The 21,671-nt window shown below is 70.6% G+C and carries 18 protein-coding genes; 15 read left to right on the forward strand and 3 right to left on the reverse strand.

Going from position 1 to position 21,671, the window contains the following annotated elements; genetic code table 11:
* Positions 1-2: 2 nt before the first annotated feature.
* From GPA04_RS04330 to GPA04_RS04395, 14 genes are all read left to right on the forward strand, one after another.
* Positions 3-2,021, forward strand: coding sequence for a glycoside hydrolase family 20 zincin-like fold domain-containing protein (locus tag GPA04_RS04330; RefSeq protein WP_162458517.1), 2,019 nt, complete (start codon positions 3-5; stop codon positions 2,019-2,021).
* Positions 2,009-2,779 carry an SDR family NAD(P)-dependent oxidoreductase gene (locus GPA04_RS04335; RefSeq protein ID WP_156222745.1) on the forward strand — a complete coding sequence of 257 codons (771 nt, stop codon included), beginning with the start codon at positions 2,009-2,011 and terminating at the stop codon, positions 2,777-2,779. Before GPA04_RS04330 ends, GPA04_RS04335 begins: the two co-directional genes overlap by 13 nt.
* Positions 2,780-2,884: 105 nt before the next feature.
* Positions 2,885-4,441 carry an ABC transporter substrate-binding protein gene (locus GPA04_RS04340; RefSeq protein ID WP_156222747.1) on the forward strand — a complete coding sequence of 519 codons (1,557 nt, stop codon included), beginning with the start codon at positions 2,885-2,887 and terminating at the stop codon, positions 4,439-4,441.
* A gap of 7 nt (positions 4,442-4,448) precedes the next feature.
* Entirely contained in the window at positions 4,449-5,408 is a 960-nt protein-coding gene (locus tag GPA04_RS04345) for an ABC transporter permease (protein WP_156222749.1), read from the forward strand.
* 5 nt (positions 5,409-5,413) lie between these two features.
* The gene (locus GPA04_RS04350; RefSeq protein ID WP_156222751.1) at positions 5,414-6,304 is read left to right on the forward strand and encodes an ABC transporter permease; all 891 of its coding nucleotides are present in this window, start codon (positions 5,414-5,416) and stop codon (positions 6,302-6,304) included.
* Positions 6,301-7,953, forward strand: a complete 1,653-nt coding sequence (locus GPA04_RS04355) for a dipeptide ABC transporter ATP-binding protein (protein ID WP_156222753.1) — start codon at positions 6,301-6,303, stop codon at positions 7,951-7,953. The genes GPA04_RS04350 and GPA04_RS04355 overlap by 4 nt, the downstream gene beginning before the upstream one ends.
* The gene (locus GPA04_RS04360; protein WP_156222755.1) at positions 7,950-9,464 is read left to right on the forward strand and encodes a M81 family metallopeptidase; all 1,515 of its coding nucleotides are present in this window, start codon (positions 7,950-7,952) and stop codon (positions 9,462-9,464) included. Before GPA04_RS04355 ends, GPA04_RS04360 begins: the two co-directional genes overlap by 4 nt.
* Positions 9,461-10,780 (forward strand): aspartate aminotransferase family protein, encoded by a 1,320-nt coding sequence (locus GPA04_RS04365; RefSeq protein WP_156222757.1) that lies wholly within the window; start codon positions 9,461-9,463, stop codon positions 10,778-10,780. The genes GPA04_RS04360 and GPA04_RS04365 overlap by 4 nt, the downstream gene beginning before the upstream one ends.
* Positions 10,770-11,843: a pyridoxal-phosphate dependent enzyme gene (locus GPA04_RS04370; protein ID WP_162458518.1), complete on the forward strand. Its 1,074-nt coding sequence runs from the start codon at positions 10,770-10,772 to the stop codon at positions 11,841-11,843. Before GPA04_RS04365 ends, GPA04_RS04370 begins: the two co-directional genes overlap by 11 nt.
* Positions 11,840-12,748, forward strand: a complete 909-nt coding sequence (locus GPA04_RS04375) for a succinylglutamate desuccinylase/aspartoacylase family protein (RefSeq protein WP_162458519.1) — start codon at positions 11,840-11,842, stop codon at positions 12,746-12,748. Before GPA04_RS04370 ends, GPA04_RS04375 begins: the two co-directional genes overlap by 4 nt.
* Entirely contained in the window at positions 12,745-13,731 is a 987-nt protein-coding gene (locus tag GPA04_RS04380) for a Gfo/Idh/MocA family protein (protein ID WP_156222763.1), read from the forward strand. Before GPA04_RS04375 ends, GPA04_RS04380 begins: the two co-directional genes overlap by 4 nt.
* Before the next feature lie 44 nt (positions 13,732-13,775).
* A complete protein-coding gene (locus GPA04_RS04385) occupies positions 13,776-14,156 on the forward strand; it encodes a RidA family protein (RefSeq protein WP_156222764.1) in 381 nt (126 codons plus the stop codon).
* A 163-nt stretch (positions 14,157-14,319) separates the two neighbouring features.
* Positions 14,320-16,107 carry a glycoside hydrolase family 3 protein gene (locus GPA04_RS04390; RefSeq protein WP_156222766.1) on the forward strand — a complete coding sequence of 596 codons (1,788 nt, stop codon included), beginning with the start codon at positions 14,320-14,322 and terminating at the stop codon, positions 16,105-16,107.
* Between the two features lie 29 nt (positions 16,108-16,136).
* Complete coding sequence (locus tag GPA04_RS04395) at positions 16,137-17,453, forward strand: exo-beta-N-acetylmuramidase NamZ family protein (RefSeq protein ID WP_156222768.1); 1,317 nt, start codon at positions 16,137-16,139, stop codon at positions 17,451-17,453.
* On the opposite strand, the gene GPA04_RS04400 is transcribed toward GPA04_RS04395, so the two are convergent.
* The gene (locus tag GPA04_RS04400) at positions 17,444-18,157 is read right to left on the reverse strand and encodes a DUF899 domain-containing protein (RefSeq protein ID WP_156222770.1); all 714 of its coding nucleotides are present in this window, start codon (positions 18,155-18,157) and stop codon (positions 17,444-17,446) included. The genes GPA04_RS04395 and GPA04_RS04400 overlap by 10 nt on opposite strands.
* 99 nt (positions 18,158-18,256) lie before the next feature.
* Here GPA04_RS04400 and GPA04_RS04405 point away from each other — a divergent pair, with 99 nt between their 5' ends.
* Positions 18,257-18,880, forward strand: a complete 624-nt coding sequence (locus GPA04_RS04405) for a TetR/AcrR family transcriptional regulator (protein WP_241680599.1) — start codon at positions 18,257-18,259, stop codon at positions 18,878-18,880.
* A 23-nt stretch (positions 18,881-18,903) separates the two neighbouring features.
* Here GPA04_RS04405 and GPA04_RS04410 read toward each other — a convergent pair whose 3' ends face one another.
* Both GPA04_RS04410 and GPA04_RS04415 read right to left on the reverse strand, forming a co-directional pair.
* The gene (locus GPA04_RS04410) at positions 18,904-20,181 is read right to left on the reverse strand and encodes a YibE/F family protein (RefSeq protein WP_241680600.1); all 1,278 of its coding nucleotides are present in this window, start codon (positions 20,179-20,181) and stop codon (positions 18,904-18,906) included.
* Positions 20,182-20,183: 2 nt separating this feature from the next.
* Complete coding sequence (locus GPA04_RS04415) at positions 20,184-21,572, reverse strand: glycine--tRNA ligase (protein ID WP_241680601.1); 1,389 nt, start codon at positions 21,570-21,572, stop codon at positions 20,184-20,186.
* Positions 21,573-21,671 lie beyond the last annotated feature (99 nt).

Genomic DNA, 21,671 nt, shown 5'->3' on the forward strand with positions numbered 1-21,671 from the left:
GCGTGCACCACCTCATCCCGCGGCCACGCTCGGTCGAGTGGCTGACCGATGAGACTCACCAGGTCGACGGCTGGCGCCTCGTGGGCACGCCGCCTGCCCTGTCCACCTACGCCGACGCCGCCGCTGCGGTCCTCGCAGGATCGGCGGACGAGCCGGAGCGCAGGCCTGTCGTCGTCGCGCACGACGACTCGCTGCCCAGCGAGGGCTACCGGCTGCACGTGCGCCCGGAGGGCGTCGATCTCGCCGCCGCGGACGCGCGGGGACTCCTGCACGGCGCGCGGACTCTCGCCGATCTCCTCGACGCCTCGGGCGGCAGCGTTCCCGCCGTCGCGATCGAGGACCACCCCGAGATCGCATGGCGCGGCATCCTGGTCGAGTCCTACTGGGGCTCGGACATGATGACTCTCGAGGACTGGCAGACCCTGATCGACCGACTCGCCGGGCTCAAGCTCAACGTGCTCGCCATCTCGCTCTACGGGTGCTGGGACCTGCGGCACGATCGCGACCGCGGGGAGTTCCAGTTCGTCCCGCTCTCCGACTTCCCGGAGCTGCAGACCCCCCACCGCTACCGCACGTGGGACCCGAGCTCGCGCACGGAGATCCAGCTGGACTACCTCCCCCGGATGTTCTCGGAGGACCTTTTCGCGAGCGTCGCGGCCTACGCGACCTCACGCGGCATGCGAGTCGTCCCGCTGTTCGGCGGGCCCGGCCACTCCTCCTACCTGCCGCGCGCCGTCCCAGGCCTGTCCGCCGTCACCGAGGAGGGCAGCCCCACGGGGTTCGGGTACTGCGTCACGGATCCCGGTCGCACCGAGGTGCTGCTGTCGGTGTTCCGCAACCTCGTCGAGCAGCACCTGCTCCCGCAGGGCATCACGACCCTGGCGATCCCCGGTGACGAGTTCTACCCGATCATCAACGTCGATCCCGACGACCCGATGCGCGAGTACTCGCCCTACTGCCGATGCTGCGGCTGCCGCGATCTGACGCCGGGCGAGCTGCTCATCCGTTATCTCACGCTTGTCGGCGATTTCCTCGCCGGCTACGGGATTCGGATGCTCAACTGGCAGGACAGTCTCGTCCGCGAGGACGCCGTGCCCGCCTACGCCGACGCGCTCCGTGACTCGGATGCCCTTCGGCCGATCGTCTCCTGGTGGCGGTACAACGAGCCGATCCCGGTCATCGAGCCCCACGACGCGTGGGACACGTGGGTGACGCCCTCGCCGGGTGTCATCGGGTCACTGTTCGCGCAGAACTTCGCGCTCAACATCGAGCAGATGCTGAGATCCGGCCTGCGAGCAGGGGTCGACGGCGTCCTCGCGTACAGCATGCCGGACCCCGCCATGCACCGGAACTTTGCCTATCTCGCCGACGCCGCCTGGCGTCACACGGGCTCAGGCGGCGCGGTCGACTTCGACGCCCGGTGGGCGGCCAGGGTGTGCCCGGAGGCGCCGGAGGCCGTCGGTCTGGCCTACCGGGTCGGCGACAGCGTCATCGCCAGCTATCCGCTGATGAACTACCTGGCCAACCACCTGCTGCCGTACTTCTCGACCGCTCCGTACGGTGCCACGACGTTCCCGGACGACCTGGTGCGGCCGCTGTCCGTCGCCACACCGGCGTTCACCTCCGTGCTGCGTCAGATCCGCGACACCATGCGGGAGTCGATGGCGCTGATGCCGCCGATCCGGCCGATCGCGGGGTGGCCCGATCCTCGAGAGACGTGGCTGGCGGAGGGCGAGCGGCTGGCAGCACATGCCGATCTGTTTCTTCGTCTGATCGAGCTGAGCCGCCGGCTGCACGACGAGAGCCTGGCCGACCTCGAGGAGGAGATCGTCGCGCTCGAGGCAGCCGGCGAGGCACTGCTCGAGCACGTGGCGGCCACCAAGGTGAGCTACCAGCGAGCGAGCGTGCTGCGCGAGCACCTCGGACTGGTCGGAGAGCTCCGCCCGGCCCTGGCCCGCCTCGCAGCCGAGCCGGCGAAGCTCGCCGTGAAGACGGGGAGCTGGCACGCATGGCTGTTCTGATCGAACCTCGTCCTGCCGCGCTGGTGACCGGGGCGCGGCGCGACATCGGCGCCGAGATCGCCATCGGTCTGGCAGCCGACGGCTACGACGTCGCCCTGCACCACCTCGACGACGTGGAGCAGATCGAGTCGGTCGCTGCTCGGTGTCGTGCCCTCGGCGCGCGGACGGTCGTCGTCCGCGCGGACCTCGGTGAACCCGAGCGCGCTCCCGAGGTCGTGGCGGAGACGCTCACGGCCTTCGGCCGCCTCGACGTCCTCGTCAACAACGCCGTCCGTCCCTCCAACACCACCTGGGACGAGCTGACTCTGTCCGAGTGGCACGAGACCCTCACCGTGGGCCTCACATCGCCCTTCTTCCTCTCGCAGGCAGCTGCCGTCTCGATGACGGAACGAGGCAGCGGCCGGATCGTCAATATCAGTTCCGTGACAGTCCGGCTCGGTGGCCCTTCCGGAGCGGCGTACATCGCAGCCAAAGCCGGCCTCGTCGGGATGACCCGGTCGCTGGCACGCCAGCTCGGCGCCTCCGGCATCACCGTGAACGCGGTGTCCCCAGGTGCGATCAGGACCACCAACGAGCTCGAGCTCTACGGCCCGGACGCACAGCGCGAGCTCGACTCCGACCTGCTGGCCCGACAGGCGCTGCAGCGCCGCCTCGAGCCGGCCGACATCGCCGGAGCGGTCCGCTACCTGTGCTCGCGGGAGGCCGAGGCCGTCACGGGACAGGTTCTCGAGGTCAACGGCGGCTGGGTGTACCGCTGACCCGCCTTGTCACCCCCCTGCACTTCCTCTCGCAGTCCCTCCACCGCTTCACCCCTCCCCTCCCCCCACCGGCCCTCGGGCCGCCTCCGCACAAGGAGAACGCGCATGAGTCCTATGCACCGTCGCCAGTTCCTCACCTTCGCCGCCGGAACCACCGGCGCCGTCGCCCTCGCCGGCGTCCTTTCCGCCTGCGGCGGCGGGTCCGCAGGTCAGGACAGCACGTCCGGCTCGACCGACGACGCCGGCACCACCGCCCTGATCAGCATCGGCAACTCCGAGGGCGACCCCGCCAACCTCGACACCGGCATGCAGAACACCTTCGCCAACCTCTCCACGGTCGGTTCCGCGTGCCACGCCTACCTCTTGTATCTCGGTGCTGACGGCTCGCTCGAGGGCGACCTCGCCACCGGTTTCGAGTCGGAGTCGGACACGCGGATCCGCTTCGACCTCCGCGAGGGCGTCACCTTCCACAACGGCCGCGCCATGACCGCGCAGGACGTCGTCGACTCCTTCGAGCGGCTGATGAACCCCGACGGCGGATCACCGTACGCCGCCCTGCTGTCGCCGATCGAGACGATCGAGGTCGTGGACGACCTGACCGTCGCGTTCACGCTGAACCGGCCGTACGCACCCCTCACGGCGTTGTGCAGCCAGATCCCGATCATCCCGATCGAGACCGCCGACCAGCAGGCCACGGCGCCCGTGGGTGCGGGACCGTTCCAGTTCTCCGCCTGGGAGACCGACAACTACATGGCGTTCACCAGGTTCGAGGACTACTACAACCAGGACTACCCGAAGGTGGAGGAGATCCGATTCCTCCCCCGCGCCGACGCCACCGCGCTGCGGTCAGGGTTCCAGGCCGCCGAGACCAACGCGATCGCCGGTTTCGCCTGGCCGGAGATGGAGGCACTCGGAGCGCTGCCGGGCGCCACGGTCGGCACCTCCTACATCAACGGCTTCAACTTCATCTCCTTCAACTGCCGGGTCGCCCCGTTCGACGACGTCCGGGTGCGCAAGGCGTTCTCGCTCGCTCTCGACCGGGAGCTGATGGCCCAGGCCGAGAACGGTCCTGACGCCAGCCCGGCACACGTCCTCATCGCGGCCACGAGCCCGTACTTCCCCGCCGACCTGCAGGCGCCGTTCGACCCCACGGAGGCCCGGGCGCTGCTCGCCGAGGCGGGCATCCCGGAAGGCTTCGAGGTCGAGGCCCTGATCCCGGACCTGCCGTTGCTGCGGCCGCTGGAGCCGGTGTGGCAGTCGCTCATGGCCGACGTCGGCATCACGCTCACCACCCGGTTGCTGCCGCCTGCCGACTACGTGGCGCGGGTGTTCACGAACTTCGACTTCAGTCTCGGGATCGCCGGTGACTCCTCCGCACCCGACCCTGCGCTGTTCCTCGACCGGTATCTGATGACCGAGGGCGCGAACAACCACATGGGGTACAGCAACACCGAGCTGGACGCACTGCTCAGCGAGGCGTCAGCGACGTTCGACGAAGCGGCCCGCGCGGACCTCTACCGGCAGGCGATGGAGATCGTGGTCGAGGAGGCACCGATCATGCCGTTCATCCAGATCCCTGTGAACACCGCGGCCTACGAGGACGCGGCAGGCTTCACGGTCCGCCCGAACTACCTGTTCGAGGTCCGGGACGCGGGTCGCTGACGCCATCATGACGATCGCAGTCCTACGCCGCCTCGGCATCGGGGCGCTCACCCTGTGGGTGGTGAGCATCCTGGTGTTCCTCATCATCCATCACCTGCCCGGCGACCCGATCTCGGTCCTGCTGCGCCAGTACGCGACCCCCGAGACCCGTGCGGCCCTCGAGGCCTACTGGGGTCTGGACCAGCCGCTGCTGGACCAGTACGTGGCCTGGATGGGCAGGTTGCTGCAGGGCGACTTCGGCACCTCGATCACCTCGAACCTGCAGGTGAGCGACATCCTGGCCGAACGTCTGCCGCGCACGATGGTGCTGATGCTCGGAGGGCTGCTGATCGCGCTGCTCATCGCGGTCCCCGGCGGGATGCTCGCTGCATCCCGCCGGGGCTCGTTGGCCGACCACGGGCTGACGACCGGTTCACTCGTGCTGCAGGCGCAGCCCGAGTTCTGGATCGGCTCGCTGCTGGTGCTCGTCTTCGGGGTGCGGCTGGCCTGGTTCCCGACCTCGGGCTACGTCGACTTCGCCGACGACCCGCTCGACTGGTTGGCCCACTCGGTGATGCCGATGGTGACGATCGCGGTCGTCTCGGCCGGTCTGCTGCTGCGCACCGTCCGCGCCAGCATGGTGACCGAGCTCCAGCAGGACCACGTCATGCTGGCGCGATCCAACGGTGTGGCGGGCTGGCGCATCATCGGGCTGCACGCCGGTCGCAACGCCCTCGCACCGACGATCACGGTCGTGGGTCTGCAGGTCGGCATCCTCATGAGTGGTGCGGTCATCACCGAACGCGTCTTCGGCTACCCCGGGATGGGTCTGACGCTCGTGAACTCGCTGATCGCGCGGGACTACCCCGTGGTGCAGACCGGCATCCTCGTCTTCGCCGGACTCTTCATCCTCACGAACACCGTGGTCGACATCGTCTCGATGTGGATCGACCCGCGCGCACGCGCGAAGCTTCAGGGAGGGCGCTGAGCACCATGACGCCGACCGACATCGCCCCCCTCGTCCCGGCTGGGGCCTCGCCCACGGGCAGCCCCCAGCGGCTCTGGCGCCAGCTGCACCGCAACCCCAAGACGCTCGTCGGCATGATCATCCTCGTCCCGATCGTGCTCGTGGCGATCTTCGCGCCGTGGCTGACGCCGTATCCCTACGACGCGATCTACGTCGGGGACGTGCTCGGCGCCCCGACGAGCGAGCACTGGCTCGGCACCGACCTCAACGGCCGCGATCTCCTCAGCCGGCTGATCATCGGCACGCGCGTCGTCGTCGGAGTCCCGCTGGCCGTCGGCCTGCTCACCCTCGTGATCGGGGTACCCATCGGCCTCCTGGCGGGCTATCTCCGCGGCGTCGTCGACGGCGTCCTGATGAGAGTCGTCGACGTCTTCCTGAGCTTTCCCTGGCTGCTGGTCGCGCTCGGGCTGGCCGCCGTGCTCGGTGCAGGCCTCAGCACCGTGATCGTCACACTGGTGGTCGTCTACTGGCCGCAGGTCGCCCGCGTCACCCGCAACTCGGTGATGGCGGTGTCCGAGTCGGAGTACGTCACGGCGGCCGCCGCGATCGGTGAGCCCCGCTCGTCGATCGTGCTCCGCTACGTGCTCCGCAACGCCTACTTCCCGATCCTGGTGCTGCTGAGCAGCATGCTGGCCTTCTCGATCCTCAACGAGGCCGGGATCAGCTTCCTGGGGTTCGGCATCCAGTCCCCGCAGACGAGCTGGGGTCTGGAGCTCGCGGCAGGGAGCACCTACCTCACCGCGGCGCCGCACCTCGTGATCTTCCCCGGGCTGGCGATCGTGCTGGTCGTGCTGGGCATGAACATGTTCGCCGACGGGCTCGGCGACCTGCTGAACCGACAGGGACGAGAGCGATGAGCACCGACGAGCGACCCACGCTGGTGGTCGAGGACCTCTCGGTCGAGATCCTCGGGCACGGCCACCCGGTCACCCGCGTCTCCTTCGCGGTCGACCGCGGCGAGATGGTCGGCATCGTCGGTGAGTCCGGGTCCGGCAAGTCGATGACGCTGCGGTCGATGTCCGGCCTGCTCCCGTTCGGCGTCCGAGCGCGGGTCGACGGTTCCGTGACCGTCGCAGGCACCGAGGTGGTCGGCGGGAGCCGAGAGCGGCAGCGCCACCCGCGCGTCGGTGGCCGGGCCGCTTTCGGCTACGTCTTCCAGGAGCCGCTGGCTGCACTCAATCCGGGCTTCACCATCCGACGACACCTGCTCGAGGCGATGCGCCCGCACGGGCTGCTCGGCTCCCGCGGCGACCGGCACGAACGGCTGGTGGCGGCGCTCGAGGAGGTGCGACTGCCCGATCCGGAGCGCGTGCTCCGGTCCCATCCGCACGAGCTCTCCGGCGGTATGCGGCAGCGCGTGGTGATCGCGCTCGCGCTCCTCGGACGCCCGCACGTGCTGCTGGCCGACGAGCCGACCACCGCGCTCGACGTCACCGTGGCAGCGGAGGTGCTCGACCTCGTGCAAGCGCTCCAGAGGAGCCATGCGCTGGCGACGGTCCTGGTCTCGCACGACCTGAGCCTGGTGGCCGAGCGCTGCGACCGTGTGATCGTGATGCGTGCGGGTGAGATCGTCGAGTCCGCGAGCGCCCAGGACATCATGCGTTCGCCCCAGCACCCCTACACGCAAGCGCTGCTCGCCGCCACCGTCGACCCGTTCGACCCGACGCTCAGCCGCACGCAGCCCGAGGGAGGAGCATCGCCCGTGCTGCTCAGCGCCGAGCATCTCTCGGTGAGCTACAGCAGGCGCCGCCGCGGAGCCCAGCCCGTCAAGGCTGTCGACGACGTGGACGTGAGGGTCGCAGCCGGCGAGGTGCTCGGCGTCGTCGGTGAGTCCGGCTCCGGCAAGTCGAGCCTCGCGAAGGCCCTCGCCGGGATGCAGTCCACGTCCGCCGGCGCCGTCCGGCTCGGCGACCGCCTCGTCACGACGGCACACCGCGACCGTTCATGGCTCACCGGCGACGTCCAGATGGTCTTCCAGGACCCGTACTCCTCGCTGAATCCCCGGATGGCAGTGGGGTCGGCGATCCAGCGAGCCCTGGCGATCCACCAGCCGATGCTCGACGGCCGTGCGCGCTCGTGTGCCGTGCACGACCTGCTCGATGACGTCGGGCTGCCGCGGACGTTCGTGAGCCGGTTCCCGCAGGAGCTCTCGGGCGGCCAGCGTCAGCGCGTCGTCGTCGCGAGAGCGTTGGCAGCCACGCCCCGCGTGCTTCTGGCCGACGAGCCCACCTCGGCGCTCGACGTGTCCGTGCAGGCACAGATCCTCGACCTGCTCCGGGACCTCGTCGACGAGCGCGGACTCGGCATGCTGCTCATCACCCACGACTTCGCCGCGGTGCGAGCGATCGCCGACAGGGTGATCGTCATGCACGCGGGCCGCATCGTCGAGGCCGCGGCCGTCGACGCGCTCATCACCTCACCCCAGCACCCCTACACGCGACGCCTGCTCGACTCGGTCCCCAGTGCGAGCCGAGCAGGACGACCGCACGACCAGGAGGCATCGTGACATCGGCCAGGCCACGGATCGCGGTGGGCGGGATCTACCACGAGACCAACACGTTCGCCGTCGGGTCGACCGGGCTGGACGGCTTCGCGGCGTACCAGCACTTCGTCGGCGAGGACCTGCGCCGGATGGCGGGAACCCGGTCGGAGACCGGCGGATTCCTGACGGCGCTCGAGCGGGCGGCGGCCACTGTGGTGCCCACCGCGTACGCCGCTGCGGTGCCCAGCGCCACCGTGACGCACGCCGATTACGAGGTGCTGCGCGACGCCATCCTGACGAGGATCGCCGCGACACCTGTCGACGGCGTGCTGCTGACGCTGCACGGCGCCATGGTCACCGACGGCAGCGGCGACCCGGACGGCGACCTCGTCCAGGCGGTCCGCGAGCTCGTGGGTCCCGACGTGCCCATCGCCGTGACCATCGATCTGCACGCCAACGTCAGCGACGCGATGGCGAGCGGGGTGCAGGCGCTCGTCGCCTACGACACCTATCCCCACATCGACATGTACGAGCGCGGCCAGGAGGCTGCCGACCTGCTGCTCGGGGTCCTCCGTACCGGACAGCCGCGCTCGATCGTGCACCGCAAGCTGCCGTTCATGACCGCGCCAGGCATGCAGGCCACCGACGGCGACCCGATGCGTGACCTGATCTCCCTCGCGCACCGGATCGAGCGCGAGGGCGAGCTGCAGGTCTCGCTCGCACCCGGGTTCTCCTACGCCGATGTGGACGCGACGGGGTTCTCGGTCATTGTCAGCGGCGCGGACCAGGCCGCGGTTGCCGAGGCCGGTGCGACCATGGCAGCCGCTGTCGACGCGGCCAAGGAGAGGTTCGTCTACGAGGCGCTCAGCGTGGCCGAGGCGTGCGATCTCGCGCGCGGTGACGAGAACCGACCGGTGATCCTGGTCGACGCCGCTGACAACATCGGTGGCGGAGCGCCCGGCGACGGGACCGCGATCCTCGAGCAGTGGCTGACCGACGGTGGCACCGGCCTGGTCGTGACGATCGCCGACCCGGAGAGCGTCGAGCGTGCGATCGCCGTCGGGCCGGGCGCCTCGGTCCAGCTCGAGCTGGGCGCCAAGACCGACGACGCGCACGGCACACCGGTCTCGGTCGAGGCGACCGTGCTCCGCGTCACCGACGGCCGCTACCGGCAGCTGGGCACCTACAACCGTGGCTATGAGGTCTCGATGGGGCGCACCGTCGTGCTCGACGTCGCGGGCAACACGGTCGTGGTCAGCGAGCTCAAGGCCATGCCCTTCGACGCCCAGCAGCTGATCTCCCAGGGCATCGAGCCGGCGGAGGCCGACGCGATCGTCGTCAAATCTGCCATCGCGTGGCGCGCCGCGTACGGCGACGTCGCGGGAACCGTGCTCGAGGTCGACACCCCGGGGATCTGCACGAGCAGGCTCGACCGGCTCAGCTGGTCGCCGGCACGTGCCGCGATGCTCCCGCACTGGACCCTCCCGACCGCATCCACCGACATCACCACCATCCACGAAGCAGAGGACGCATGACCACCACGCCGCAGACCCAGCAGACGATCGATCGCGCCGAGCGCTATGCCGGGTCGCTGGCCTTGATCGAGCGGGCCTCCCGCAGCACCCCGGGGGGTGTGCACAGCAGCTTCCGGCTGAAGGGTTCACCCACTCCCCTGGTCTACTCCCGCGGCCAGGGATCACGGCTGTGGGACGTCGATGAGAACTGCTACGTCGACTACGCGATGGCCTTCGGACCGCACGTGCTCGGCCACTGCCACCCCGCGGTGTCCGAGGCGGTCGCCGCCACGCTCGGGACAGGGCAGCTCTGGGCTGGGCAGCACGTCGGCGAGATCGAGCTCGTCGAGGCGATGCTCGAGGTGCTCCCGAACGCCGAGCACATCCGGCTCGGGCAGTCCGGCACCGAGATGGACCAGCTCGCGCTCCGGCTCGCGCGAGCGGCGACCGGTCGTCGACGCGTGATCCGGTTCGCCGGGCACTACCACGGCTGGTTGGACCCGCTGTTCGTCGACCCTGCCACCGACCCGTTCCCCGCGCAGGACGCCCCGCTGACCAGCGGGCAGTCCGCGGCGGCGGCCGCGGACGTCGTCGTGATCCCGTGGAACGACGTCGAGGCCGTCAGGGGTGTCTTCGAGGCCTACCCGGACGAGATCGCCGCCGTGTTCATGGAGCCGATCCTGTCCAACGTCGGGATGATCATGCCGAGGGACGGCTACATCGACGCCGTCCGTGAGCTGTGCGAGCAGCAGGGCGCGCTCCTCGTCCTGGACGAGGTCATCACGGGGTTCCGGGTGCGCCTCGGCGGCGCCCAAGAGCTCCTCGGCACCCGTGGACACCTCACGGTCTACGCCAAGGCGATGGCCTCCGGGTACCCGGTCGCCGCACTGGCCGGGCCTGCCGACGTCATGGGCCTGCTCGGTGGCCCCGACGTCATGCACGGCGGCACCTACAACACCGGTCTGTCGGCCGTCGCGGCTGCGCTGGCGACCGTGCGGGTGCTGCGCGAGGAGAACCCGTACCCGCAGATGGAGGAGGTGGGCGGAGCCCTGATCCAGGGGATCCGTTCCTTGGCCGCCGATCGCGGGATCGAGCTCTCCGTCGACGGCATCGGGCCGGTGTTCCAGACCCGGTTCGGCCCGGAGGGTGGCGTCCACGACCGCCGCACCTACGCCGAGCGCTCCGACACGCAGGTGGCGGACCGCTTCCTGTGGGAGCTGCAGGACCGCGGCGTCCGCATCACCCACCGCGGTACCTGGTTCCTGTCCGCCGCCCACACCATGGCCGACGTGGAGCAGACCCTCGAGGCCGTCGACGGGGCGCTCGGTGCGCTCTGAGGTCGACCCTCCTGCTGCTGCGGGCTCGGCGGTCGACCCCTGGCTCAGCCTGGGCGAGGGGTCGACGCCGGTCCTGCGGGTGGGAGCACGACTCCCCGAGCTCGCCGGCGGTCCCACCGTGTGGTGCAAGGCCGAGCACCTCAACCCCACCGGCTCCTACAAGGACCGGCTCGCCGCCAGGGCGGTGACGATCGCCACCCGTACCGGCCTCCGTGGGCTGCTGGGGACCTCCTCGGGGAACGGCGGGGCGGCCGCTGCCGCCTATGGCGCCCGTGCAGGCCTCCCGGTGTGCATCCTCACCGTCCCGGGAGCCCCGGCCGCCAAGCTCGCGACCGCGACCGCGGCCGGCGCGCGCATCCTCCCGGTGGAGGGGCTGGGCATCACCCCGAAGGAGACGGACCGGGTGTTCGCCGAGGTGCTCCGGCTCACGCAGCAGCTCGGGCTGTTCCCCTTCATCACGGCTTGGTCCTACAGCCCCGAGATGATGCACGGCGCGGGTGAGATCTCGATCGAGCTGGCCGAGCAGCTGCCCGAGACCGACGCCGTGTACGTGCCCGTCGGAGGCGGCGGGCTGCTGACCTCGGTCTGGCGCGGCTACCAGGGCCTACCGGGTCGGACGCCACGCATCGTCGGTGTGCAGCCGATCGGCAGCGCCACCCTCCTGCGCGCGAGCCGTGGCGACCTCACGCCGGTGGAGCGCGTCACCACGAGCGTGTCGGGTCTGCAGGTGGCCCGGCTGCTCGACGCCGCCGCTGCCGAGGCCGTGACGACCACCGGCGGACACGTCGTCGAGGTGAGCGACGAGGACGTCTGGGCTGCACAGGCCGCGCTCGCCACGGAGGGCGTCGTGGTGGAGCCGGCCGGAGCCGTCGCACTCGCGGGAGTCCTCGCCGATGTCCGGCGTGGACACCTGACCGAGACCGATGTCGCGGTCACGCTCGCCACCGGAGCGGGCTGGAAGGACCAGGCAGCACTCGAACGGATCAGCGGTCCGCCCGTCTTCACCGACCCCATCGGGATCGACGACCTGGCGCAGGTCCTGGAGCAGGAGCTCTCACGGTGACTGGCTTTCAGCGGCGCACGATCGGTGGGCCGGGCGCGCCCACGCTCACGGTGCACGAGGTCGGTGACGCCGACCTTCCCCTCGTTGTCGTCCTCGGTGGGGTGCACGGCGACGAGCCCGAAGGCATGCTCGTGGCCCGCTCGCTCGTGGCCCGGCCACCCACGCTGCGCGGCGTGCGGCTGCGCGTGGTCACCGTCGCCAACCCCTCCGCCTACGACGCCGGGACCCGCGTCAGCGCGATCGACCAGGCGAACCTCGCACGGTCCTTCCCCGGTGACGGGCGCGGCTCCTGGACCGAACGGCTGGCGCACCTGCTGACCACCGAGGTGCTGGCCGGTGCCGACGTCCTGATCGACGTGCACAGCGCAGGGCTGCACTTCGCCATGCCGCTGCTGGCGGGCGCGCTGAGCACAGGCCCCCTCGGCGCACGTGCCCTCGACGTCGGCCGTGCCCTCGGGCTGCCCTTCCTCTGGCACCACCCCGAGATCGCACCCGGTCGCACCTTGAGCGCCGCGGAGACCCTCGGGGTCGCCCCGATCTACATCGAGATGCCAGGTGGCCCGACGGCGGACATGGAGATCGTGGGGCGTGTGCGTCGCGGGCTCGACGCCTACCTCGGCGGGTCATCGGCGCCGGCCGGCCTCACGCGTGAGGTGGAAGGCAGCGGGGACCTCGACCAGGAGGTGCTGCGCTCCCACGCCGACGGCCTGTTCCTGCCTGGGGTCCGTGCCGGCGATCTCGTCGGAGCAGGCACGTCGATCGGTCAGATCCTCGACCCGCTGGAACCGTCCGCGGCACCCGTGGATGTGACCGCTCCGGTCTCCGGGCACATCATGATGCTGCGCCGCACCGCCCGGGTGCCCCTCGGGACAGCGCTGGCCTCGTTCGGCGTGCCGGCCGCATGAGGCCGCACCGCACCGAGAGCGCGCCCAGCCGCGTCGCCGTGATCGGGTACGGCCACTACGGCGCGCTGCACGCCGCGACCGTCCGCGCCGACCCAGACAGCGAGCTGGTGGCTGTCGTCGACACCGACCCCGACGCCATCGAACGCGCCGGGCGCGACCTCGACGACGTCCGCCTGCTCAGCGACGTGCGCGAGCTGCCGGCCATCGAGACCGCGGTGGTCGCGACGACCGACGACCAGCACCTGGCCCCTGCCCTCGCGGCGCTGGACCTGGGCGCCGACGTGCTGATCGAGAAGCCTGTGACGACCCAGCTCGCCGATGCCGACCGGCTGCGGAAGCGAGCCAGCTCCGCAGGCCGACACGTGGCGGTCGGACACCTGCTGCGTCTGGACCCACGATGGCAGTGGCTGAGGCAGCAGCTGCGGTCGACGTCGTGGGGCGATGCCCTGCACATCAGCCTGCTGCGCAACGGCTCGGTCGACCTCCGCGACCGCTACCCCGACGTCTCGCCGATGATGCAGGGCGGCATCCACGACATCGATCTCGCCACCTGGCTGCTCGACGACCCGCTGACCGTCGTGTCCTGCCGGACCGGCGTGGACGACGTCGGCAGACCAGCTGTCATGACCCTCCTGGGCGAGACGTCTCGAGGGGCCACTGTGGTCATCGAGGCCTCCCGGACCCTCGACCTGCCCGCTCCGGTCGATCCGCGCACCTGGGCCTGGCTCACCACCTCCCGCGCCACCGCGACCGCCTCCGACGGCGACGCCCTGGAGGTCACCGGCGTGGCGCCCCCACCGCACCGACGCGCCTCGACACCGCAGCAGATGATCGCCGCCCAGTGGCGCGACTTCCTGCGCCTGACGCGTGGTGAGGGCGCGACGTCGATCGCCACGCTCGAGCAGGGTCGTCACGCCGTCGCCGCCGCGCTTGCGGCCGAGGCATCGGCCGCCTGCGACGGCGAGCCGATCGAGATCACCTGAACACCTCCACCCATCCGCACCAACCACGACGAAGGACAACACCCATGCGTGAAGCCATCCAGTCTCCTGACGCCTCCCTCCCGGCCGGTCCCTACTCCCAGGGCATCCGCGTCGGGGACCTGCTCTTCGTCTCGGGTCAGGGCCCGTTCGACCCGAACGGAGCCAAGATCGGCGAGACCTTCGCCGAGCAGTGCGAAGCCACCTTCGACAACCTCGGCATCCTCGCCCGCGCCGGCGGCAGCGATCTCGAGCACATGGTGCGGCTCGGGGCCTACCTCCGCACACTCGACGACTTCCCGGAGTTCAACCGGATCATGCAGGAGCGCCTGACACCGCCGTTCCCGGCGCGCACGACCGTCCCGGTCGAGCTGCCCGGCTTCGACATCGAGCTCGACGCCGTCTTCTACGTCCCCGGTCGGGGCTGAAAACTGGCAACGCCAGGGCGGACAACCCCCGCACTTGAGTACAGGTTCGGTCAAAGGTCTTCCTTCTGCCGATCTCGTCCTGTAGGCAAGGAGAGCAAACCTAGCGACGACTCGGCCACATCGCGGTGACCGGGCACTGCGACCAGGAGATGCCATGCGCTCGATGACGACGTACACCCGCAGGACCGTGCTCACCAGTGGCTTGACCGCCGCAGCCCTCGGAGCGGCGTCGGCCGCGAGCGCCGGGGACGGCGGAGGCGGCGCCCATCGCGGCGAGCACGGCTGGGTCACCTCGCACCTGCGCCGGATGAGCACGGAGCAGAAGATCGGCCAGCTGTTCGTCCAGAACGTCTACGGCTCCGACGCCGCCACCCCGGACCCGCGCAACCTCCCGCTCTACGGCGTGGCCAGCCCCGTCGAGGTGGTTCAGAAGTACCAGCTGGGCGGTGTCATCTACTTCGCGTGGACCGACAACGTCCAGGATCCCGACCAGATCGTGGCCCTCTCGAACGACCTGCAGGAGGCCGCCAGCCAGGGTCGGAACAAGGTCCAGATCCCGTTGCAGATCGCGATCGACCAGGAAGGTGGTCTCGTCACCCGCATCGGTCCGCCGGCGACCCCGTTCCCCGGAGCGATGGCGCTCGGCGCCGGCCGGAGCGCCGAGGACGCACGCGCTGCGGCCGACATCATCGGTTCCGAGCTGAGGGCGATGGGCGTCAACACGAACTTCGCTCCGGTGTGTGACGTCAACGTCGACCCGGCCAACCCGGTGATCGGCACCCGCTCGTTCAGCTCCGACCCCGCGCTGGCTGCCGAGATGGCAGCCGCGCAGGTACGCGGGTTCCAGGACGACGGCGGCGTCGCGGCCTCGGCGAAGCACTTCCCGGGTCACGGCGACACCGCGGTCGACAGCCACGTCGCCTTCCCGATCATCACCCACACCCGTCAGGAGTGGGAGGAGATCGACGCGCCGCCGTTCCGGGCGGCGATCGAGGCGGGCATCGACATGATCATGACGGCCCATCTCGCCTTTCCCGCTCTCGACGACTCCGGCGACCCGGCGACGCTGTCCCACCCGATCCTCACCGGCGTGCTGCGCGAGGAGCTCGGTTTCGACGGCGTCATCGTCACCGACGCACTCAACATGCAGGGTGTGCGGGACCTGTACGGCGACGCCGAGGTCGCCGTCCGGGCGCTGCTGGCCGGTGCCGACCAGCTCCTCATGACGCCGGCGATGGACGAGGCGCATGCGGCGGTCACCGATGCCGTGCGGACCGGTCGCATCAGCCGCCGCGAGCTCGACGACAAGGTGGCGCGCATCCTGCGCCTGAAGTACCGGCGTGACATCGTCGCCCAGCCCTACGCCGATCCCGACGAGGTGAGCGACGTCGTCGGCATCCCCGCCCACCTGAGCCGCGCGAACGAGATCACGGACCGGACGACCACGCTCGTGCGCAACGACGACGGCGTGCTTCCCATCGCCGTCGCCGGTACCGCGATCCTGGTGACCGGCTACGGCGTCACGTCCACGAGCGTCCTCGCCGACGCACTGACCGAACGGGGCGGGGTGGTCACCCGTGTCGAGACCGGGAGCGCGCCCTCCAGCGCTGCCATCGCGGCCGCGGTGGCCGCCGCCTCGGCGGCCGACGTGGTCGTCGTTCTCACGATGAACGCATCGACCTCCGCGGGCCAGCAGCAGCTGGTCGCCGAGCTGCGTGCCACCGGAGCGACCGTCGTGGTGGTCGCGGTGCGGAACCCGTACGACATCGCCTCGCTCGGTGACGCACCGACCTACCTGGCGACGTACTCCTACTCACCGATCGCCATCGAGTCGGCAGCCAGGGTCCTCGCTGGTGAGGTCGCACCCGTGGGCACGCTCCCGGTCGACATCCCCGCGGCGGATGATCCCGACACCGTGCTGTACCCGTTCGGGCACGGCCTGACCTGGTGAGCAACCACCCGACCGAGAAGGAGACGACCATGGCAGTGAATCGACGACGCGTTCTCACCGGAGGGTTGACCGCGGCGGGTGTGTCCGTGGCCGGGGTACTGGCCGGTGCCGGATCGGCCGGGGCCACCCCGCCGCCGACGGGCGGTGGCGGGCACGGCGGCGGTCGCAAGGTCGTCACCGGTGCCGACAGGGCCGCCGCCGACGACTGGTCCGTGCTGGAGGGCCAGCGGGTCGGCATCATCACCAACCCCACCGGCGTGCTCAGCTCGCTGCGCAGCATCGTCGACGAGATCCACGACTCAGGTGCGGTCGACGTCGTCGCCGTCTTCGGGCCCGAGCACGGCTTCCGAGGCTCGGCGCAGGCGGGCGAGGCGGAGCCGACCTTCGTCGACCCGCGCACCGGCATCACCGTGTACGACGCGTACGGCGCCGACGCCGACGCGATGACCGAGATGTTCACCACGGCCGACGTCGAGACGGTGGTGTTCGACATCCAGGACGTCGGCGCCCGGTTCTACACCTACATCTGGACGATGTACACAGCCATGCGCGCCGCCGTCAGGACCGGCATCCGGTTCGTCGTGCTGGACCGGCCGAACCCGATCGGCGGCACCGCCCGCGGCCCGATGATGACCACGGAGCTCACCTCCGGCGTCGGCGCCAAGGAGATCGTGCAGGCGCACGGCATGACCGTGGGTGAGCTGGCGCAGTTCTTCAACGGCGAGTTCCTCCCGGACGAGGAGGGCGGCGCCGTCGAGGACCTGGAGGTCGTCGAGATGCGCCGCTGGAAGCGCAGCATGCTGTTCGCCGAGACCGGGCAGACGTTCGTGATGCCGAGCCCGAACATGCCGACCGCGGACACGGCGCTGCTCTACCCCGGGACCGGCCTGTTCGAGGGCACCAACCTGTCCGAGGGCCGCGGCACCACCCGGCCGTTCGAGCTGATCGGCGCGCCCTACGTCGACCACCGCTGGACGCAGGCGCTCACCGCTCGCGAGATCCGCGGCGTGCAGTTCCGGGAGGCCTACTTCACGCCCTCGTTCAGCAAGCACATGGGTGAGGTGTGCGCCGGGGTGCAGGTCCACATCACCGATGCCCGCCGCCTGGACCCGATCCGGGTGGGCGTGGAGATGTTGGTCGCGCTCCACGAGCTGTACCCGGAGTTCGCGTGGCGCGAGGACGCGTGGGACCCCGCGCGGCCGTTCTGGATCGACAAGCTCACCGGTTCCAGCCGGCTCCGGGAGCAGATCGACGCCGGCGCGCAGGCGGACGAGGTGATCGCGGCCTGGGAGGACGAGCTGGCCGACTTCGACCGCCGGCGCCGCCCGTACCTGCTCTACCGCTGAGCCGCGGTCCGGGGATCAGCCGACCCCGGGCCGTAGAGGCGCGCGATGTCCGGCGAGTCGAGCCACCCCGAGTACGCCGGCGACGTCGGCCAGCCCTCGGGCGAGTCCTGCCAGTCCTCGCGGCGCCCATAGGGCAGCAGGTCGATCAACGGGAACGTGTGGCTCAGCTGCTCGGTGCCACGACCGCTGGTGGTCCAGGTCCGGTACACGTCCTCGCCCTGGCGCAGGAACACGTTGACGGCGAATCCTCCGCCGGGAGGGGCGCCGACGTCGGCCCCGAACGGGCTCTCCGCCGTCGAGTACCACTCCATCCGGTTGCCGACGCGCTCGGCGTAGGCGAGCGCCTCGTCGATCGGACCCTGGGTGACGATGACGAAACGGGCGTCGTAGGGGTCGAGGAACCCGAGCCGCGTGAACTGCGACGTGAACCCGGTGCAACCACCGCACTGCCACTCGGCACCCTCGTGCCACATGTGGTGGTAGGTGATCAGCTGCGACCTGCCGTCGAAGATCTCGGACAGCCGGACCGGCCCGTCCTTGGCCACCAGCGTGTACTCGGGCATCTGGACCATCGGCAGCCGACGCCGCTGGGCGGCGATCGCATCCAGCTCGCGGGTGGCGGCCTTCTCGCGGACGCGGATGGCGTCGAGCTCGGCCTGCCAGGTGGCGGCGTCGACGACGGGCGGCACGGCGGTGCTGGACATGGACTCTCCTTGGTGACCTGAGGGTGCATGTGGACAGCGTCCACACACTGCTATGTTGACACTGTAGACAATGCACGCGGCGAGTCAAGGGGGTTTCAGGTGTCCGAGCGTCGGTACCACCACGGCAACCTGCGGGCCGCGCTCGTCGACGCCGGGCTGGACCTCACCCGGGACGGCGGCGCCGCTGCCCTGGGACTGCGTGAGGCGACCCGCCGCGTGGGAGTCTCGCCCAACGCCGCCTACCGGCACTTCTCGGACCGGCGCGCGTTGCTGGGCGCCGTGGCCAGGCGCGTGCAGGAGCTGATGGCCGAGCGGATGGCCGTTCCCGCGCCGACGTCCTCCGACGACGACGCCCAGCAGGCGCGGGCGCAGCTGCACGCCGTCGGGATGGGCTACATCGAGTTCGCCCTCGCCGAGCCCGGGTGGTTCGCCGTCGCGTTCTTCCCCTCGCCGGGAGACCAGCCCGACGACGACGAAGGCACCGGTACCGACCCCGCCGACGCGCCACCGTTCCGGATGCTCGTCCAGGCACTGGACGCGCTGGTCGCGGCAGGCGCGCTCGAGGCGGACGCACGGCAGGGAGCCGAGTGGCCCTGCTGGTCCGCCGTGCACGGGTTCGCCGACCTGGCGATCCACGGTCCGCTGCGCGGCCTGCCGACCGAGCAGCTGCGTGCGCTCGCCGACCGCACGGTGTCCGCGATCATCGCCGGCCTCGGCGGCTGATCACCGCCCCACTACTCGTGCGGCTACTTCCGTGCGGCGCTGCGCCCCACGAGCAGGGCCGAGATCGCCGTCGTGGCCGGGATGGCCAGCACCAGGCCGATCGAGGAGACGAGCGTGCGCACCACCTCTTCGACGATCTCGCCGGACATGAGGAACTCGACGAGCGTCCGGTCGTAGATCGCTCCGACCATCAGCAGCGGCAGCGACGTCCCGACGTAGGCGAAGGCCAGCGTGTAGACCGTGGAGGCGATGTGGTCGCGGCCGATCCGCATCGCGCGACCGAACACCTTGGCGCGGCCGGCGGCCGGGTCGCTGGCGTGCAGCTCCCAGACCGCGGAGGCCTGCGTGATCGTCACGTCGTTGAGCGCGCCGAGCCCGGCGATCACGATCCCGCACAGCAGCAACGCGCTCAGGCTGACACCGGGGAAGGTGGTGAAGACCATGTAGGCCTCTTCTGACCCGTTGCCCACCAGGTTGCCGGAGCCGATCGCCCACCACCCCAGCCCCGTGGTGATCGCGAGACCGGCGAACGTGCCGAGCAACGCCGTCGTGGTCCTGATCGAGATCCCGTGCGCGAGATAGACCGCGACGAACATCATCGCGCTCGACCCCACGAGCGCCACGAGCAAGGGCGAGGTGCCCACGATCAACGCCGGGATCACGAAGATCCCGACGATCACGAGCGAGGCACCCAGCCCGAGCACGGCCGCCAGCCCGCGCCAGCGGGCGACCAGGGCGACCACCAGGAGATAGAGCACCGCCAGCAGGATCACGGGGATGTCGCGGACGAAGTCGACGAACACGAACGGCGACCCGGTGGCCGCAGCGCCCGCGAGGTAGAGCATGCGGATCTCGTCGCCGACCTCGACACCCTCCTCGATCACCTCCGGTGGCGCCTGGACGCTGACCACGCGACCCGCGTACTCCCCCGTCGTGACCTCGACGACGATCTCCGCGCCCAGCTCGCCGGGAACGTCGGTGACCGTGCCGCGCTCGAACGTCGCGCCGTCGGCCGTCAGCGGCAGGGAACCGATCTGGGTCTCACCCCGCGGCCAGAGCGCGATCAGCCCGACGATCGTCGCGATCAGCAGCGGCACCACGAGCGCAGCCAGGACCGTCCGGACCCGGCGCGCCTCGGCGGCCGGGATCGTGACAGGCCCGTGGCCGTGCCCGTGGGCGCCGATCTCGCGACCGGCGCCCCGGCGGGCACGACGGCGTCGCGGGGGTGGCGAGGCATCCTCGCCCGATTCCTCGGGCGGGTCCGGCTCGGCCCCCGCCGACCCGTGCGGCTCGGTGCTCACCCTCAGGCTCCGACGAGCCGCTCCGCGAGGTAGCCGCGCACCTGGTCGAGCGCCACGCGCTCCTGCGACATGGTGTCCCGCTCCCGGACCGTGACCGCCTGGTCGGTCTGGGTGTCGAAGTCGACCGTGATGCAGAACGGCGTGCCGATCTCGTCCTGGCGGCGGTAGCGACGACCGATCGCGCCGGCGTCGTCGAAGTCGACGTTCCAGCCCGTGCGCAGCTCGGCGGCCAGGTCACGCGCGGTGGGCGAGAGCTGCTCGTTGCGCGAGAGCGGCAGCACCGCGGCCTTGACCGGCGCCAGCCGCGGGTCCAGGCGCAGCACCGTGCGGGTGTCGACACCGCCCTTGGTGTTGGGGGCGGTGTCCTCGGAGTACGCCTCGATCAGGAACGCCATCAGCGACCGGGTCAGCCCCGCCGCAGGCTCGATCACGTACGGGACCCAGCGCTCGTTGGTGGTCTGGTCGAAGTAGGACAGCTCCTGGCCCGAGTGCTCGGCGTGCGTGGACAGGTCGAAGTCGGTGCGGTTCGCGACGCCCTCGAGCTCACCCCACTCCGAACCGGTGAAGCCGAACCGGTACTCGATGTCGACGGTGCGCTTGGAGTAGTGGGAGAGCTTCTCGGCCGGGTGCTCGAACAGGCGCAGGTTCTCGCGCGCGATGCCCAGGTCGGTGTACCAGCTGGTGCGGGTGTCGATCCAGTACTGGTGCCACTCCTCGTCCTCGCCGGGCTTGACGAAGAACTCCATCTCCATCTGCTCGAACTCGCGGGTACGGAAGATGAAGTTGCCGGGCGTGATCTCGTTCCGGAACGACTTGCCGATCTGGCCGATGCCGAACGGCGGCTTCTTGCGCGCGGCGCCCATGACGTTGGCGAAGTTGACGAAGATGCCCTGCGCGGTCTCGGGCCGCAGGTAGTGCAGCCCGCTCTCGTCCTCGACCGGGCCGACGTAGGTCTTCAGCATCATGTTGAAGTCGCGCGGCTCGGTCCAGCGGCCCACGGTGCCGCAGGCCGGGCACGGGATGCCCGCGAGGCCGCCCTCGGGCTCGCGGCCCTTGCGCTCGGTGAACTCCTCGATGAGCTGGTCCTCACGGAACCGCTTGTGGCACTGGAGGCACTCGGTCAGCGGATCGGTGAACGCGCCGACGTGACCGGAGGCCACCCACACCTGGCGCGGCAGGATCACCGAGGAGTCGAGGCCGACGACGTCGTCGCGGCCGCGGACCATCGTCTGCCACCACTGCCGCTTGATGTTCTCCTTGAGCTCCACCCCCAGCGGCCCGTAGTCCCAGGCCGACCTGGTACCGCCGTAGATCTCACCCGACTGGAAGACGAAACCGCGCCGCTTGGCGAGGCTGATGACGTTGTCGAGTCTGGACGGGGCGTTGGCCACGATGGGAGCCTTCCTGTGGTGGTGCCCGACCTGGCTGGCCGGACGTCCGGCCAGGCTAGCCGGTCGAGGTGACGCCGGTTTGACAACCATTCTCAGCAT

The sequence above is a fragment of the Pseudactinotalea suaedae genome (assembly GCF_009733815.1).
Lineage (GTDB): Bacteria > Actinomycetota > Actinomycetes > Actinomycetales > Beutenbergiaceae > Pseudactinotalea > Pseudactinotalea suaedae.